Below are 16227 nucleotides of genomic sequence, written 5' to 3'. Positions count from 1 at the left end.
CTCCCAGTCGCCACGCAAAGGCGGTCGGGGCAGTATGGAGGGTACGGGCACGTCCGGAGACACCCGGTTGCCGCGCAACGGGCACGGTGGTCGGAGGGGCTCGGGCACGGAGAAGGCGCGACGCCGTTTCCGGCGCTGTCGGCTGCCCGTTCCCGCGCGGACGCGCCCATTCCCCCTCGACCTCGACTTTCCCGCTGTCCTCCAGGGCCCGTATCCGATGCCCGATGGGAGCACCCTCATGTATCGACGCACCCGACGCGCCGTGATCACTTCCCTACTCGTCTCCTCCGTCGCCTGCGGCGGTGCCGTGGTCCTCGCGCCGGCCTCCGGCGCGGCGGTGCCGGCCGCCAGCTGCACGGTCACGCCCAACGCGGACGGGACCGCCGTCACCATCTCTGGCGAGGGGTTCACGGCACCGCGCAAGCTCAACGACGGCGAGAGCACCGAAGACCTCAACGTGGACGCGACCGGGCACTTCCTGCTGACCCGCTTCCAGAAGAACGTCAACTACACAGTCCTCGCCGTCAACGAGGACCAGCCCTTCGTCTTCGTGAACTGCAAGCGCGTCCCCTCGGCCACCTCACCGCAGTCCACCAGCCCGACCCAGCCCAACTCCCGACACGACAGGGCCGCGGGCAGGGCGGCCGGTGCCAAGGCGGGCGCTGCGGCGGCAGCCAAGAGCTGCGCCACCCCGCCCGTGGCGGACAAGAGCGGCCCGCAGCACAGCGCCGTCTACTGGAACAGCTGGACCCAGGCCGCCAACCGGGCCTTCCATAGGGCGTGCCAGAACCGCTAGGAGCGCGGTGCGCCCTGGCCCCCCAGCGGGTGTTCGAAGATTCCCTGGGGGCCAGGGCGCGTCACCACGTGGTCGGCGTCCGTAAGGCAAGGCCCCCCAGGCTCGGCTGTTCTCACGCACTGTTGCAGGGGTCTCCGTCAGCGGGATACTCAGTCTCACGGTCTGGCGACGGCCGTTTACACCGCCCGCACCAGTACCGCCGGCACCGGCTGCACCAGCGGTACGGAAGCGGCCCCGCCTTCACCGTCACATCGCCCAGATCACGGCCGCCGGGTACGCGGTTCCCCACACCTCGAGGAAGCGACGCAGCGTCTCAACGAGCGCACCCTGTTCCAGCCCGGCGGTCTGGTTCGCACCTCCTTTTGGTACGGGACCGAGCGAGTCGTCAACGGGATCGCCCAAGAGCTCTGCACCCTGGACGACGGGGTGGCTGGTTCACCAGCCTGTCGCCCGCCCGTCGGCAAGAAGTGCTGCACGAGGCCGGCCTGTACGCGATGCAGGTACACATCACTGCCGTGGACGGCCGCGCAGGCGTGGCACGGTCCGGGGTGAAGCCCACCGCCAACCCCTCAGTCATGATCTGCATGGACCCGCCCCGCTACGGGTTCGCCCACTTGCCCGCGGACGAGCACGTGAAGGCGTTCCGAGTTCTCGTCTCCGTATTCGCCGTCGCCGACACACGGCGCAGAGAGACGTACTGCAAAGGCGCCTGCGGACACACGTGGCACCACCTGCAGACGCTCGCCGAAGAGCCGTAACAGCGCGGGCTCCCCACGGCTGCAGCCAACACCTCCAACAGAGCCTCCGACGCCATCGGCCAGCTCGCCCTCTCCTGACGCAGCCTGCACGATTGTCGGCAAGAGCACCGTCACCGTCGGCACCACCGCTCAGATCACGGCTCTCCCGCAGCGCCTGGCCCCGCAGGCACCGCCGTGGAGGTGGTCTGGAACCCTGAGTTCCTTCGCGAGGGGCACGCGGTCGGGTACCACGCGGCGGCCGGACCGCCTCGTCGCCGGCCTCACCACCGCCGAGGCCGAGAAGGCGACCCGCGCCGTCTACGCCCCCATCCTTGAGGCGGGCGTCCCCTTGTTCATCACCGACCCGCAGACCGCCGAACTCGCCAAGGGCGCCGCGAACACCTTCCTCGGCCTGAAGATCTCCTACATCAACGCGGTCGCTGACCCGTGCGACGCGGCGGGCCGCGATGTCTCCCTGATCGTGCAGATCCTCGGCATCGACCCGCGGATCGGGTCCGGCGGCATGCGGCCCGGCATTGGCTACTTCGGCGGCTGCCTCCCTAGGCTTCCTGGGAACCGAACTGATCCGGCCGAGGGCGAGGCCTGTGGGCAGGTGGCCGGTGGTCGCGGACGCGCGGACGGTGGTGGCGTCCACACCGAGGACAGGCTCCTGCCTCCTTGTCGGTGCCGTGCGCCTCGACTGCCGGGCAACCCGGCGGACTCTGCGCACCACACTGCGCGGTATCCGGCAGTTCCTGCACCGCGCTGGGTACCAGCCCAAGCTCAAGGCGCATGAACGGACGGCTGCCCGGGTCCTCACCCGCGCCGACCTGAGCGAACGCGACGCCGTCCGCTGACTGGGTCCGGCCGCCGACCGTTTCGGGGCCGATCGCCTCAGCACCCCGGCGCCCGCCCATCTCAGCAACTGCCTGAGTCCCCGCGCCTGCGCTACGTCCTCGCCGACCGGGGCGTGCGGCCCGCCAGCGAGCTCCCCGCGGAACCGCTGCACCACTGCACCACTGCGACGCGGTCAAGTCCGGTATCGCCGCCGTCCTCGACCGGATCGTCAGACGCTGAGCGGTCGGCACCCGGATCCCGCACGACGCTCGTCCAGCCACGCAGTTCAGCCCGCGGCCCTGGCCGGCCCCTCGCCGAACCGGTACGTCCTCCACGCTCGCGTCCGGCGCGGACCTTCGGGAGCATGACGAAGTCCGGCTCGCGCGGGGTGGCGGGGCCGGAGCTCGGAACCAGTGCAGCGCTGCCTGAACGGCCGGGCTCAGTCGGTGCCGATGCCGCGCGCGGCGAAGACCTCCGCCGCGTCCGGCACGGCCAGGACGCCGTCCTCCACGAAGGTGACCTCCCGAAGGTTGGGCAGCAGGGCGAGGTCGTCGAGCGAGCGGACGTCGAACAGGTCGTCCTCGCCGTCCCAGGCGGGGGCGCAGTGCTGGAAGACGTCCGCCCCTGCGTCGAAGCACAGCTCCTCGACGCCGGCGAGCAGTTCGGCCGGGATCTCCAGGGCCTCGAAATGGGCCCGGGACTCCAACAGCACCTCCCCGTGGAGGCCGTTCTCCAGTACGTGGGACGCGGGGTCGCCGATCCCCCGCTCGGCCAGCCGCGCGGGCAGGTCGTAGGCCGGGAGGAGAAGCGGATCGGGGCCGTACATGAGCTCCTCGATGACGAGCAGCTTGAGGTTGAAGTCGCGGAACTGGCTCATGGGAGATGAGTATCACGGAGGTTCGAAGGGCCGGAGCCCTGGCCCCGGCCAGGTACGGCTCCGACTACGCCCTCCGCAGCGAGCGCGCGGAACTCGGCGTCGAGTTCGGCCGTGTAATCCACCAGGCCACCACCGCGACACCGACACCGACGTAGACCTCGACATCGACGTCGGTCAGGCCGGTGACGCAGTCAGCCCTCAGCGCCGGGGGCAGTCCTCAGTGCCCGAGTGGTCGCGCGGGTTCGGCCGCGGCGGAACCGGAATTTGGTATGGACCTGACAAGCGGGCTGGGCTAGCGTAGCGCCCGACACTCTGTGAGAGCGCTCTCAAGCGTTCAATCCCCCGCACCAGGAGGTCTCGTGAAACACGCCACCCCCTTACGCGCCGCCGTCGCCGCCCTGCTCCTGACCGTCGGCCTGGGCGCCGCCCACGCCGGCGTGGCGAGCGCCGTCCCGCTTCCGGATCCCGCCGCGGCCTCGTCCGACGCAGCGCCGTCCGCCTCGGCCGGACTCCTCGACGCGATGCGCCGGGACCTCGGGCTCACCGCCTCCCAGGCCGAGGAACGGCTGAGCGCAGAAAAGGCTGCCGCGGCCGTGGAGAAGACCGCACGGCAGGCCGCGGGTGGTGCGTACGGCGGCTCGTGGTACGAGCCGTCCACCGGCAGGCTCGTCGTCGCGGTGACCGACCGCGCGGAGGAGTCCGAGGTGCGGGCCCTGGGCGCCGACACCCGGCTCGTCCGGCACAGCGCCGCCGCGCTGGACCGCGCCAAAGCGCGCCTGGACACGCTGCGCGCCCCCACCGGGGTGGCCGGCTGGCACGTCGACCCGCGGACCAACAGCGTCGTCGTCACGGTCATACGCACCGAGCGGGAAGCCCCCGCCATACGGGCGTTCGTCGACCAGGCCCGGGCCGGCGGCCCCGTCACCGTCGCCGAAACGGCGCAGGCGCCCCGTACGTACGCCGCGGGCACCGTCGGCGGCGACCCGTACTACACCGGCAACGTCCGCTGTTCGATCGGCTTCTCCGTGTACGGCGGCTTCGTGACGGCTGGGCACTGCGGGCAGGCGGGGGCCGCCGTGCGCGGCTGGGACGGGTCCGCGATGGGCACCTTCCAGGGATCCTCGTTCCCCGGCAACGACTACGCGTACGTCGGCATCCACAGCGGCTGGTGGACCGTACCGGTGGTGCTCGGCTGGGGAACCATCCCGGACCAGCTGGTACGCGGCTCCGCCGAGGCGCCCGTGGGCGCCTCGATCTGCCGGTCGGGTTCCACGACGCACTGGCACTGCGGCACCGTCCTCGCCAAGAACGAGACCGTCAACTACAGCCAGGGCGCCGTCTACCAGATGACGAAGACCAGCGTCTGCGCCGAGGGAGGCGACTCCGGCGGCTCGTTCCTCAGCGGGGACCAGGCCCAGGGCGTCACCTCCGGCGGCTGGGGCAACTGCTCGTCCGGCGGCCAGACGTGGTTCCAGCCGATCAACGAGATCCTCGGCCGCTACGGCCTGACGCTGCACACCGCCTGACGCTGGGCACCGCCTGACGCTGCACACACCTGAGGTCGGCGCGACACCAGGGCCTTCCGGGGGCGCGCACTCGGGAGGCCCTGTCGCCCGGCCTCCCGTACGGCGCCGGACACCTACGCATGAACGAGAAACCGTCGGCCGGGGCCGTGGCCGTGGCCCGGAGCACGCGGTCCGGACGCCCGCGCGGGGTACCCGCGGCGGCCGTCCGGCCGACGATCACGTGAGGCTCCGATGCACACCTCTCTCCATCAAGCCAGCCTTAAGAGAGCGTTAAGCCGAAGCCCACAAGAGAAAACCGCAGCTCAGAGGCGTGCGAGGAGTAACGCCTGACGTTGCCATGACGGTTACCTCTCCGTAATACTCACTGCCTCGGGTGACATTGCGTCACGTTTGAGAGCGCTCTCGTACCCACCTGTCACTCTCCACGGCTCGCCCGGCCTGGCCCCCCTCCACCTCCCCCTCCTCCTCCCCCGCCCAGACAAGGAACCCTGCCCATGGCTGCTGCTCATCGCGCACGTCGCCGCTCCCTCGGAGGAGTGGTGCTCCTCGTGACCACCGCCCTGGTCGCGGCGGTGCTCATATCCTTCACCCGTTCGGTCGCCCCGCACGCCGGTGCCGCAGTCGTCGCGCAGACCTGGTCCGACGAGTTCGACGGCGCGTCCGGCCGCGCCCCTGACGCCGCCAAGTGGACGCTGGAGACCGGAGGTTCGGGCTTCGGCAATCACGAGCTGCAGTACTACACCAACAGCACCTCGAACGCCGCGCTCGACGGCCAGGGCAACCTCGTCATCACCGCGCGGAAGAACACCGACGCCGGCCTCGGCTGCTGGTACGGGCAGTGCCAGTACACCTCGGCCCGGCTGAACACCGCCAAAACCTTCACCCAGGCGTACGGCCGCTTCGAGGCCCGCATCAAAATCCCGCGCGGCCAGGGCATCTGGCCCGCCTTCTGGATGCTCGGCAACGACCTCGGCAGCGTGGGCTGGCCCAACAGCGGCGAGATCGACATCATGGAGAACATCGGCCGCGAACCCAACACCGTGCACGGTACGGTGCACGGCCCCGGCTACTCCGGAGCGGGCGGCCTCGGCGCCGCGTACAACCTGCCCGGCGGCCGCGCCTTCGCCGACGACTTCCACGTGTTCGCCGTCGACTGGAGCCCGAACTCCCTCGTCTGGTCGGTGGACGGCACCACGTACAAGACCCTCACGCCGGCCGACACCGGCGGCAACAAGTGGGTCTTCGACCACCCGTTCTTCGTCATCCTCAACCTGGCGGTCGGTGGGGACTGGCCCGGCAGCCCGGACGCCTCCACGTCCTTCCCGCAGACGATGACCGTCGACTACGTCCGCGCCTCCTCCGCCAGTGCCCCCGCCGCACGCCCGATCCGTGGCATCGGCGGCATGTGCGTCGACGTCGCCGGCGGCTCCGATGCCGACCGCACCCCCATCCAGTTGCACGACTGCACCGGCAGCGCGGCCCAGCAGTGGACCATCGGGGGCGACGGCACCGTCCGCGCCCTCGGCAAGTGCCTGGACGTCGCGGGCGGCTCCACCGCCGACGGCGCCGTCGTCCAGCTCTACACCTGCAACGGCACCAACGCCCAGAAGTGGACGTACACCGCCGCCCGCGGCTTCACCAACACCGGTGCGGGCAAGTGCCTGGATGCCAAGGGCAACTCCTCCGCCGACGGCACCCGGTTGCAGACCTGGACCTGCACCGGCGCCGCCAACCAGACGTGGACGGTCGGCTGACCCACCAGCTCCTCCGCCCTCCCTTCTCCCCCGCCCCTGCGTCCGGCCGCTCCCCCGCCCGACCTCACGAAGAACGGACCCCCACCGTGACGGCTCGCCACCAGCGAACGATGCCCCGTAGAAAACTCCTCGCCGTGACAGCGGGCCTGGCCCTGGCCGTGCCCGCCGCGGCAGCCTGGCTCGAGGTGGGCGCCAACGCGTCCACCACCACCACGCTCCCCCTGGACCTGGTGAACACCACCGGCAACAACACGGTGTACGCCTACGTGCTCGGCCGTGACCCCGCGGCGGGCGGCACCTGGGCCTTCATCCAGGCCAACGGCTCCAGCCTGTACCACCCGCCGGCCCCGGCCAACGATCAGACCCCGCTCGGGGTCGACTGTGCCATCCCGCTCAACGCGTCCGGCGCCGGGGCGCGGAGGGTGACGCTGCCGCGCCTGGACAGCGGCCGCATCTACTTCTCCGTCGGCACGAAGCTCACCTTCCTGGTGAACCGCGGCGGCGGTCTGGCCCTGCCGTCGGTGAGCAACCCTACCGACCCCAACGCGAACGTCCCTCACGACTTCTGCGAATTCACCTTCAACAGCGACCAGTTGTACGCCAACATCACGTTCGTCGACATGGTCTCGCTGCCGATCGCCTTCCAACTGGAGACCGGGCAGGGCACCCAGACGGTGCGCGGGCTGCCCGCCGACGGACTGTCCCGGGTCGCCGCCGCGCTGCGGGCCCAGTCCGCCGCCGACGGCAGCGACTGGAGCCGGCTGATCGTCACCGGGGGCGGCCGCGACATGCGCGTACTCAGCCCCAACCTGGCCATCCGCGGCAACAGCGCCTTGTTCCGCGGCTACTTCGACGGCTACGTCGACGAGGTGTGGAACAAGTACCGCTCCACCGACCTGCGCATCGACACGCAGTTCACCTGGGGAACCGTCACCGGCCGGGTGAACGGCGACGTCCTCGCCTTCCCAGGAGTCGGCAACTTCGCCAAGCCGTCCACCCTTTCGATCTTCTCCTGCAGCGACGCGCCCTTCACCACGGGCAACGACCTGATGGGCAATCTCAGCGCGCGGCTCGCCGCCGCCTTCAACCGCACCACCCTGCTGGACAACCCCTACCAGCCGACCGCCGAGAACCCCGCCGCCTTCTACACCCGGCCGCGCACCAACCACTACGCCCGCATCTTGCACAACACCACCCCCGACCATCTCGGGTACGCCTTCCCGTACGACGACGTGCACCCGGCCGGAGTCGACTTCGAGGGCAAGGTGCAGTCCGGCACCCCCGGCCGCTGGACCATCACGGTCGGTGGTGTGGCCGGCGGCGGCGGCACACCGACCCCGACCCCCACGCCGACCGCCACCGCCCCGGGCGGCGGGGTCAGCGCCTTCACCACCATCCAGGCCGAGGCGTTCAACGCCCAGTCCGGAGCACAGGTCGAGGCCTGCTCCGACGGCGGCGGATCCGACGTCGGCCATCTGTCCAACGGCGACTGGCTCAAGTTCTCGTCCGTCGCCTTCGGCTCCACCGGCGCCACCCGCTTCGACGCCCGCGTCGCTTCCGGGGCCGCAGACGGAGTCAGCGGCCTGGTCCAGGTCCGCCTCGACAGCCCCACAGCCACCCCGGTCGGCGGCTTCGCCGTCGCCAACACCGGCGGCTGGCAGGCCTGGCGCACCGTCCCCGCCGACATCGGCCGCACCACCGGAACCCACGACGTCTATCTGACCTTCGACAGCGGCCAGCCCGCCGACTTCGTCAACGTCAACTGGTTCTCCTTCGCCTAGCTAGTGCCGCGTCAGGCGACGTTCGCCCCGTCGCGACGCCCGGCACGCACTCTCGCCGCACCGGCCGAAAGCCCAAGTACGTCCAGTACGAGCGCTTGCGGCCGGCACGCCGAGAGCACGCACCGGACGCCGCTCCTCAAGGGGCAAACCTTGCCCGACGCGGCACTAGCCCCTTCTTCCGGATCAGCGGGCGGACCAGATGAACGTTGATCCGCACCCCGAGGCGGCGGACCGCTGGACCTGGCTGATCCTCGCGGCCTACACCCGACTGCGACTGGCCCGGCCACTGGCGGCCGACCGGCCTCGCCCTGGGGAGAGGCCCGCCTCCCCAGACAGGCAGACACCGGCACGTGTCCGCCGCGACTCCCCAAGGACGTCTGCCCGGCCGGGGCACCAAAACCCACCCGCCCCGGACCTGGACGACCTTCCGGCCGAAAGAGCACCCGCCCATGCATGTCCTGGCCCGTGTCGCCCGACTACGCCGAAGCCTCGGCCCCTGCGCTGGGGGCGAACCCGGTCCCCTGCTCGGCGAACACCTTGATCGCGGCGCCCATGAACTCCACCAGCCCGGGGTGGTAGGAATCGTGGAACGCCCTCATGGCCGCGTCCTCGGCGTAGAAGAGCGACATGCCGACGTAAGCCTCCCTGGAGGGGGTGTAGAACCGGCAGACGATGTCGAAGTGCCTGCGGACGAGCTCCTGGATCTGCTGGTCTCCGGGCAGGGAGCCGCCGTCCAGGAAAGCCGTGATCTCCCGGTACAGGACATCCCAGTCCTGATGGACCCGCTCCCTTTCCACATGTTCCCAGTCGTTGCTCCCGGCAAGGCTCTTCGCCTGCTCCTCGGCCAACGACCGGCGACACTCGTCCTCGTAACTGTTCGCCACGGCACCGGTTCCCATCATTTCGTGGCCTCTCCGGTGGATCCCCAGGAGGCCGCCGACATGTCGACATCGACCGGCCGTCGATGATCAACTGCCGGTCCAGGCCGAACGGTGACACACAGCCACCGGGTCGGCAATCCATTTCCTGGCCCACTCTCTGCCCCTCCGCGAATGGCCGACCGGTCGCCACGTTGTTCCGCACCCCGGCGTCGCCCGCCGGTCCGTCGTTCCGGCGGCATGGGCGGGCAGGATGCTCAACTCCACGCCGCACTCGCCGTCCGACGCGCTCCCGACACGGCGTGCGACAGCCCCCGCCACGGCCACGGAGCTTTCCCGGACTAAGAAATGATCTTGCATCGGCAGTTGAGTGCAGTCTCCGAGGCAGGGCAGGAGAGGGCAGGACCGGCCCGACCGAGTCAGCGGGACTCTGTTGCGTCGTCCTCGGCCGGGCCGGGGGCTGCCGTGCTGTCGGCGGCCTGGCCGGCGGCTCGTTCCGCGCGGAGTTCTTCGGCGACCTCGTAGGCCCGGCCCGGGTCGTAGACGGTGACCGAAGTGCCAGGGCTGTACGTCGCGTTTGCCCGGGGCGTGTACCGATAGCCTTCGACGCCGCGCTGGGCGGCTATCCCGTCGACCTCGCCGACGGGTACCCGCCACAGCTCGGCGGTGTGGGACCGGGTCCACCACTCGTCCGGACGCAGGAAGTCTCGCTTGACCTCCGTCTGACGCTCCACTGCCACCTGGAACTGGCCGAGTTGCTCGGTCAACCAGCCGGCCAGCGCCTGTACGTCGACCCGAGAGAGCGGTGCGGACGTCGCCGGTTCGCACTCCACCGTCTCGCTGCGCGTGTGCAGCATCACCTTGATCGACTGTCGCTGCCCCAGACTGAGTCGCTCGATGACCACGACTCGCTGCAGTTCAGCCATCGCTATGGTCGACGAACGCAGAAAGCGGGCGATCACGACCTGGGCCGGAGTTCCCAGGGGGCGGAACTCGACCCACCGCACCGTCATGGAGACCGTGACGTACACCATGGCCACGGTGAGCAGGATCATTGCGACGACCGTGAGCGCCAGTAGGACCCAGAAACCGCCCCAGAAGAGTGAGTTCTCCGAGATCACGGCGGCCACCAGAGCGGCCAGCAGAAGCGGGGCCGCCACCATCGAGGGGACCATGATGCTCCCGCCGAGCGCGACGGCCAGCTCGCGGGCCCGGCTGGGTACGAACAGCAGCCGCCATCCGGCTGTCACGGGTGAGACGACTTCCGCCAGCGGACCGGGATGCCGAGTGTCCATGACTCAAAGATAGGACCCTGCAAGGGAGTTCGTAAGGGCACAGCGAGCCGTACCTTCTCGAAGAACGGGAACCGCAGGCGACAGCGCGTCAGCCAGGTAGAGGTGGAGAGGTTCTCTCCAGTGAGGAACTCCAGGCCGACGTCGCTCGCCTTCAGTTCCTCGGCGACGCCTTCCTCCGCTGGGCCATGCGCTCCCGGCTCGCCCTCCTCTACGCGCAGCCGCTGACACGGATCGCCTGCACTCGGCACCGACGATGTCCAGCAAGGACGACGACGAAGTCCTCGTCCGGCTCGGCGACCCGCCATCACCCGCCCCGCCCCCGTTCGCCGGGATGCCGCTCGCGGCGCGGAGGCCTCGTGACACCTGGCTGTAGCCCGGTGGTTTGGCCAGCCGGAGGCCGTTGGGCCTGCTTCCCGCATGGACGACACGCGTCAGACCGCATGCCTGACGGTGGACGCGGGGCGCGGCGACCTGACCTGGACGTCCTCGCCCACCAGAAGACGGCGTTGCGCGTCGCGGCGCCGCAGGAGCAGCTGCTGCCTGGAGATGACTGGCGCGGACGGAGTGCTGAGTGTGGTGCCGACCGTGGAGTCGGCCACCGCCATGTCGTGACGGGGTAGAGCCCGCCGGCCGGAGCCCATGGCGGTGATCGGTGCTTGTGCCGTGGCCCGGCTCCGTCTGGCGGTCACGGGATCACGGGGAGAGCGGTCAGACCCTTCAGGCGTGCGGAGCGGCGCCAGGTCAGCGTGTTCGCAGGTGCGCCCAGCGCGATGTGTGGCAGGTGAGGCAAGAGGATGTCGAGGGCGGCGGCGAGTTCAGCCAGGCCAGGTGGAGCCGGGGCAGAAGCGGGTCCGTGGCCGAACGCCAGGTGGCGGCCGCGGAGGGCGACGGCGAGGAAGCAGTCGGGGCGGCGGAGCCGACGGGGATCGGGGTTGGCTTCGGCCAGGGCGAACAGAATGGTGTCACCGGCCGGATCCGGTGGTCCGCGATGGTCAGCTCGTGGCGTGAAGCGCCGCAACGAGGTCAGGACCCGACGCCCTACCCCACGGCCGCCCGGCAGCTTGAGCCTTTGCACTGCCTCTCGGCGCCGAAGTGCAGCACTGGCGGGCAAAACACGGCCTAGCCGCCATGCTGGTTGATAGTCGGCCCAGGCTGTCCGGGGAAGCAGCGAGGGCTTAGAGTCGCGCCCGTGAACATACCCGTGGCAGTCCGGTTGGCTCTGCTCGCCTGCGCCGGCCTGAACCTCTTCTTCGCGCTGAGGGCGCTGCAGCGCATGCGTCGGGCCTGTCCGGGCCACCGGACCGGCCCCGGTCTCGATGCCCTCGACCATGCGCTCGGCACTGTGCTGATCAGTACCCTCGCCGCGGGCGGCGGCCACCCGGCCGTCGTCTTCGCCGCTCTGACCCTGCTCGGCCCCGTGGTGCTCTGGAAGATGGTCCGCGACGCCCGGGCCCGCGGCGAGGCGAAGGCCAGCACTTCCGCCGAGGCCGGCTAGACCGGCTTGCCATAAGGGATTTCGTCGGACTTCCAGTGCGTCGACGCCGATGGCATCCCCCGCCAGGCCAACCCACGAAGCACGTGTCGCCGCGTTCCACCAGGCCCGCTACGACGCCTTCCCCGTCCCACAGATCGCGCGCCAGACGGGCCGCTTGCTTCGCCCTCACGCCAGGCCCGCGCCGTCCCGTGCCCCCCGTCGTCGCGCTCCCTCAGGCCAGCTCTCTGTGCGCGCATCGACGCCTACACCAGCGATTTCTGAAGCCGCAGCAAGGAAGTCCACCGATAATGGGGCGGGGTGGGCCTCGGTGAATCCGTGCCGGCGTCCGACCGGCCGTGCGCTTGGTCGGCACGCACTTCACCATCACCGGCCACGTGCCCGCCGATCAGACCGCGCCCGACCCAGCCGCACACCTCCTCCCTCACCTGACGCTCGTACGGACGGGCGAGGGCAACGAGGGCAAGGTGTCGCCGTTCACCCCGCGCGAGTGGCTGGAGGTCCACCCGGCGCCGTCGGCCTCCTGACCCATACAACGAGGGCCCGCACGACGTGTCAGGTCGTGCGGGCCCTCGTGCTGTGCGGGTGAGACGCGCTCCCCGCGGGACCTACAGGTCCAGGTTCTTCTGGTCGGTGATCAGCTTCCCGGCGATCTGCAGGTTGCCGTCGGAGTCGAGGATCCAGACGACCTTCCTTTCGCTGCCGTGGTGGGTGACGAAGTAGACCTTGTCCATCTCCTGGGAGCTGGAGCAATTGGAATTCATCACGATCTCCACGCTGTTCGGGGAGATGACCGCCACGTTCTTCTGCGGAGTGCCCGGGTAAGTCCGGTTGTCCAACAACTTGACCTTGCCGTTCGGCCGCTGGAGGTGGCTCGGATCGGGCCTGACCGTTCTGATCGTTGGCGTCAGCGGCTTCCTCGGGACCGAGCCGGTCCGGCCGGACCCTAGCGGGCGTCGCGCCGCCGGCGCGCACGCTCGAGTTCCAGCTCGGCGACGTCCGACATCCAGGGACCGTGCTGGTCAAGGGCGGCGCAGCCGCCGCGGACGAAGGCGCTCACCAGGGCCCGGTACCCGCTCATCCCGTCGACCAGCCTGTACTCGACCCGGTACTGCGGATCCGCCCCGCCTGCACCCTCGCGCAGCGTCGTGATCCGGGCGATGGAGTCCGCGTAGAAGTGGAGCTGGATCCCTTCGCCCCTCTCCTCTGCCTCGATGGTGAACACTTCATTGTCGGCGGCGGAGCGCTCGCCGACGAACTCCCAGAACTCCGCGGCGGCAGTGCGGGGACCGTCCCGTGTCCACTTCTTCTCGACACCCTTGTCGTCGGTGAACGACAGGGCCGCCTTCCCCGCGCTCCCGCCGAAATCGGCGCGGCGGCCATCTGCTGCCTCGTCGTCCTCCATGGGTGTGCTCCTGGCGCGGTACGCGGCCTCCGAGCACATCAGGAAGCTCACGGTACGCACCGCGTCATCGGCGAGCCCAGGGTGTGCGCGGCGCACTGCCGCTGCGACCGTCGCCTCCATCCGACCCCAGTCGCGCTTGTCCGTGGCGTGCTTTCCCCGTCGTGGATCGCGGCCGATCCGCATCGTGGCGCACGCCTGCTCAGCCGTGGCGATCACCCGCATGACCTCGCGCAGCAGCGCGGGGTCGACGGCATCGGGCATCCGCTTCGGAACCGTCGCGCCGTGCAGATACTGGCCCGTGTACCTCAGGATCGCGGCGTCGAGCGGACCGAGCACTGTTCCGCGCTCGGCGCGGCGGCGGTCCGCGTGGTACTCCTGGGCTCGTTTCCCGTTTGAGGCCTCGGTCGCCGCGCGCATCGCCGCGCATACCTGACCGCGTTCGAGGAGACCGGTGTCGGCCCCGTGGGCGATGAGCCGGCCGCTGTCCCACCGGATGCGCCGGAAGAGCGCATCGACGTCTGCGGGCGCGGCAAGGAGGATCGGGTCCAGGAGCGCGACGGCAGCGTCCTCGTCGAGCCGGCCCCTGGTTCCGGCGGCCTCGCACAGGGGAAGGACCGCACTCCACAGCAGCAGGTGCCGGGCGATGTCCTCCCTGATCACCGCGAGATGGGCTTCGCTGACCGGGAACGTGAAGGTGCGAGGCTCGTGGTTGGCATCGGCCCCGGCACCGAGCATCAGTTTCAGCTCGCCGTCCTCGCGGATCACGTTCGGGATCCAGCCGCTCATGCGCGTGAAAACGATGTCTTTCATGGACTCAGCCCTCTACGGAACGGCGCTGGTCGGCACGCCGTCGTCGCGGCACCGGCCCGCACCGTCCGTTCACGACCACCGTGCACATTCGACGTCGAGGCGATGGTCGGTGCGCACCCAGACTTCGCCGTCGGCGGCCTCGGCCGGAGCGTCGACCCGTTCGATACCGAGGAACTCGATCAACTTGAGGAGTTCGGCTCGTTCGGCTCGGTCGTCGTCGAGACCATGCGAGTCGAAGAAGACGTAGTAGCGGTCGCTCGGGTCCACGCAGCCCGAATCCGCCCAGATCCGGGCGACTTCTTCGATAGCAGCTGCTTCCGTCGTGATCGCGGCGGCGCGGGCGGCGCCGCGAGTCTCAGGTGAGGCGTCGAGGTCGGCGGGGTCTGAGAACCACTGGCCGAAGTGGTCAAGGCCGGCATATCCGTTCTCGAAGAACAGCATCGCGCTCGGTAGGTAGCGATTGGCCCTGTCGACCCGGAGGTACTGCGTCCGAGACCGGTCCGCATCCTGGATCCGCGAAATCACACCTTGCCCGGGCATGAGTACCAGGCTCTGCCCCGACGGTTCGTCGGCGATGGTGTAAGTGTCGGCTTCCCGACCGCGGAAGAACGCGGAGAACGCCACGTAGGCCTCCTGCGGGTCGCCCACGGAGACCTGTTGGTCGTCTCCATCACCGACAGCGAAGACGAACTGTTTCGGTCCGGGGTGGTAGGGGCGAGCCATGGCGTCCTTCGTTCGCGCGTACGAGCGCCACCAGCTTAGTGGTCGACGCCGGAAGTCCTTCGGGGGTTGATCAGGCTGCCAGTGCGACGGAGGATTCTTGGTGTCGGTCGGTTAGGGTGTGCCGGTCGAGCCGGGCCAGCAGATCGTCCAGGTCGGAGGTGGTGAACTTCCACTGGAACGGCTGTGCCGTGGCGTTGTAGCGGTCTTCGAAAGCTCGGAGCCGGTCCCGGACCTCGGTCAGGTCCGTGAAGTCGTTGGGTTGGACGACCTTGCGCTGAACGATGGAGAAGAAGATCTCGATCTGGTTGGTCCAGGAGGCGTGGATGGGAGTGTGAACCATGACCGCGTTCCGAAACACCGTGGTCAGACGGTCGATGGCCTTCTTCCCCCGGTGGGAGGAGCCGTTGTCGACGATCCAGAAGACGCGTTTCGCGCTGGCGTAGGGCTCGGTGGCCATGGCCTGGGCGACCAGGGCCATGAAGGGCACGATGCCGGTCTTCGGCTCGCAGCGGCCGAAGACCTTCGCGCGGTGGACTTCGTAGGAGGCCAGGTAGGCCAGCGCGCCGCCGCGGCCGTACTCGTGGTTGACGCGCATCGCCCGGGCCCGGCCCGGGGCCAGGGTCGGATGGCAACGGCAGCGGGCCTGGACTGAGGTCTTCTCGTCGCTGGAGAGGACGTACTCGTCCTCGCCCAGCGGGGCACCCTCGAATGTGCGGGCGTAGAGGTCCAGGACCCGCTGGGCCTTGGCGCGGAAGTCCGGGTCGCGGATGAAGATCCAGGACCGGTACTGCCAGGGCTTGAGCGCGTCCTTGCGCAGCCAGCGGCGCACCGTGGACGCGGAGACGGTATCGGTGACCCCGCGCGCGGTCAGCTCGGCGGCCAGCTCCGGGCACGACCAGCGCGCCAGCGGTACGCCGGTCTCGGCGGGCAACTGGCAGGCCAGCGCCTTGGCCTCTGCGACCTGCACCGGAGCGAAACGGGCGGGGCGTCCTGAGCGCTTGCGGTCGGCCAGGGCCGGCAGCCCGCCGGCGGCGAACCGGCCCCGCCAAGCGCGAACCGTGTCCATGTGCAAACCCGTCTCGCGGGCGATGCGCGCGTTGGAGCGCCCCCGCGCCGCGTGCAGGACGACCTGCGCGCGGACCCGCAGCCGGTACTCGGTCTTGTGACCGTAGGCCATCTTCTTCAGCCGCTCGCGCTCGGCGGCGGTTACTGAGGATTTCGGGGTGGGGTCGGTGGGTTGATAGCCAGGCCGGTGGCGGTGAGGCAGCCGTCGATGAGGTGGGGTCGGAGCTGGATTCTGCGTAACTCGCGGCGGA

18 protein-coding genes and 1 pseudogene are annotated in these 16227 nt (G+C 70.0%); 10 read left to right on the top strand and 9 right to left on the bottom strand.

The genetic code is table 11. The annotated features are described in order from the left end of the window. Positions 1 to 262 precede the first annotated feature (262 nt). Positions 263 to 796, top strand: a complete 534-nt coding sequence (locus ACWF9Z_RS29075) for a hypothetical protein (RefSeq protein ID WP_453606760.1) — start codon at positions 263 to 265, stop codon at positions 794 to 796. A 246-nt stretch (positions 797 to 1042) separates the two neighbouring features. Here ACWF9Z_RS29075 and ACWF9Z_RS29070 read toward each other — a convergent pair whose 3' ends face one another. Then, positions 1043 to 1198, bottom strand: a complete 156-nt coding sequence (locus ACWF9Z_RS29070; protein WP_453606888.1) for a hypothetical protein — start codon at positions 1196 to 1198, stop codon at positions 1043 to 1045. Between ACWF9Z_RS29070 and ACWF9Z_RS29065 the strand changes: the two genes are divergently transcribed. Continuing rightward, positions 1159 to 1554, top strand: coding sequence for a DUF5958 family protein (locus ACWF9Z_RS29065; protein WP_453606757.1), 396 nt, complete (start codon positions 1159 to 1161; stop codon positions 1552 to 1554). The genes ACWF9Z_RS29070 and ACWF9Z_RS29065 overlap by 40 nt on opposite strands. Before the next feature lie 328 nt (positions 1555 to 1882). Then, positions 1883 to 2329 (top strand): hypothetical protein, encoded by a 447-nt coding sequence (locus ACWF9Z_RS29060; protein ID WP_453606754.1) that lies wholly within the window; start codon positions 1883 to 1885, stop codon positions 2327 to 2329. A 480-nt stretch (positions 2330 to 2809) separates the two neighbouring features. Here ACWF9Z_RS29060 and ACWF9Z_RS29055 read toward each other — a convergent pair whose 3' ends face one another. After that, a complete protein-coding gene (locus ACWF9Z_RS29055) occupies positions 2810 to 3247 on the bottom strand; it encodes a DUF6892 domain-containing protein (protein WP_453606751.1) in 438 nt (145 codons plus the stop codon). A 5-nt stretch (positions 3248 to 3252) separates the two neighbouring features. Between ACWF9Z_RS29055 and ACWF9Z_RS29050 the strand changes: the two genes are divergently transcribed. The 5 genes and pseudogenes from ACWF9Z_RS29050 to ACWF9Z_RS29030 all read left to right on the top strand — a co-directional run. After that, positions 3253 to 3402 (top strand): hypothetical protein, encoded by a 150-nt coding sequence (locus ACWF9Z_RS29050; RefSeq protein ID WP_453606748.1) that lies wholly within the window; start codon positions 3253 to 3255, stop codon positions 3400 to 3402. A gap of 204 nt (positions 3403 to 3606) precedes the next feature. Further along, positions 3607 to 4773: a S1 family peptidase gene (locus ACWF9Z_RS29045; RefSeq protein ID WP_453606745.1), complete on the top strand. Its 1167-nt coding sequence runs from the start codon at positions 3607 to 3609 to the stop codon at positions 4771 to 4773. Between the two features lie 494 nt (positions 4774 to 5267). After that, a complete protein-coding gene (locus ACWF9Z_RS29040) occupies positions 5268 to 6527 on the top strand; it encodes a family 16 glycosylhydrolase (RefSeq protein ID WP_453606743.1) in 1260 nt (419 codons plus the stop codon). 134 nt (positions 6528 to 6661) lie between these two features. Next, positions 6662 to 8308, top strand: a complete 1647-nt coding sequence (locus ACWF9Z_RS29035; RefSeq protein ID WP_453606740.1) for a beta-1,3-glucanase family protein — start codon at positions 6662 to 6664, stop codon at positions 8306 to 8308. Positions 8309 to 8525: 217 nt separating this feature from the next. Continuing rightward, positions 8526 to 8887 (top strand): annotated as a pseudogene (locus ACWF9Z_RS29030) (hypothetical protein); the annotation flags it as partial. Here ACWF9Z_RS29030 and ACWF9Z_RS29025 read toward each other — a convergent pair. The 3 genes from ACWF9Z_RS29025 to ACWF9Z_RS29015 form a co-directional block, all read right to left on the bottom strand. Then, complete coding sequence (locus tag ACWF9Z_RS29025; RefSeq protein ID WP_453606738.1) at positions 8785 to 9192, bottom strand: TipAS antibiotic-recognition domain-containing protein; 408 nt, start codon at positions 9190 to 9192, stop codon at positions 8785 to 8787. The pseudogene ACWF9Z_RS29030 and the gene ACWF9Z_RS29025 sit on opposite strands and share 103 nt — an antisense overlap. A 413-nt stretch (positions 9193 to 9605) precedes the next feature. After that, entirely contained in the window at positions 9606 to 10481 is an 876-nt protein-coding gene (locus tag ACWF9Z_RS29020) for a hypothetical protein (RefSeq protein WP_453606735.1), read from the bottom strand. Positions 10482 to 10912: 431 nt separating this feature from the next. Further along, the gene (locus tag ACWF9Z_RS29015; protein ID WP_453606732.1) at positions 10913 to 11086 is read right to left on the bottom strand and encodes a hypothetical protein; all 174 of its coding nucleotides are present in this window, start codon (positions 11084 to 11086) and stop codon (positions 10913 to 10915) included. A gap of 584 nt (positions 11087 to 11670) precedes the next feature. Between ACWF9Z_RS29015 and ACWF9Z_RS29010 the strand changes: the two genes are divergently transcribed. Then, on the top strand, positions 11671 to 11976 hold the full coding sequence (locus ACWF9Z_RS29010) for a hypothetical protein (protein WP_453606729.1): 306 nt from the start codon (positions 11671 to 11673) through the stop codon (positions 11974 to 11976). A gap of 374 nt (positions 11977 to 12350) precedes the next feature. Further along, on the top strand, positions 12351 to 12500 hold the full coding sequence (locus tag ACWF9Z_RS29005; protein WP_453606727.1) for a hypothetical protein: 150 nt from the start codon (positions 12351 to 12353) through the stop codon (positions 12498 to 12500). Positions 12501 to 12581: 81 nt separating this feature from the next. Here the strand turns inward: ACWF9Z_RS29005 and ACWF9Z_RS29000 are convergent, their stop codons facing one another. The 4 genes from ACWF9Z_RS29000 to ACWF9Z_RS28985 all read right to left on the bottom strand — a co-directional run bounded on the left by ACWF9Z_RS29000 (position 12582) and on the right by ACWF9Z_RS28985 (position 16088). Continuing rightward, positions 12582 to 12872 (bottom strand): DUF6342 family protein, encoded by a 291-nt coding sequence (locus ACWF9Z_RS29000; RefSeq protein WP_453606884.1) that lies wholly within the window; start codon positions 12870 to 12872, stop codon positions 12582 to 12584. Between the two features lie 47 nt (positions 12873 to 12919). Next, a complete protein-coding gene (locus ACWF9Z_RS28995; RefSeq protein WP_453606724.1) occupies positions 12920 to 14188 on the bottom strand; it encodes a DUF6357 family protein in 1269 nt (422 codons plus the stop codon). A gap of 69 nt (positions 14189 to 14257) precedes the next feature. Beyond that, a complete protein-coding gene (locus tag ACWF9Z_RS28990) occupies positions 14258 to 14911 on the bottom strand; it encodes a hypothetical protein (protein ID WP_453606722.1) in 654 nt (217 codons plus the stop codon). Between the two features lie 70 nt (positions 14912 to 14981). After that, the gene (locus tag ACWF9Z_RS28985) at positions 14982 to 16088 is read right to left on the bottom strand and encodes an IS630 family transposase (RefSeq protein ID WP_453606720.1); all 1107 of its coding nucleotides are present in this window, start codon (positions 16086 to 16088) and stop codon (positions 14982 to 14984) included. Positions 16089 to 16227: the final 139 nt, after the last annotated feature.

This window comes from Streptomyces sp. NPDC054961 (assembly GCF_053609145.1).
This window is presented reverse-complemented; position numbering and strand designations above follow the sequence as displayed.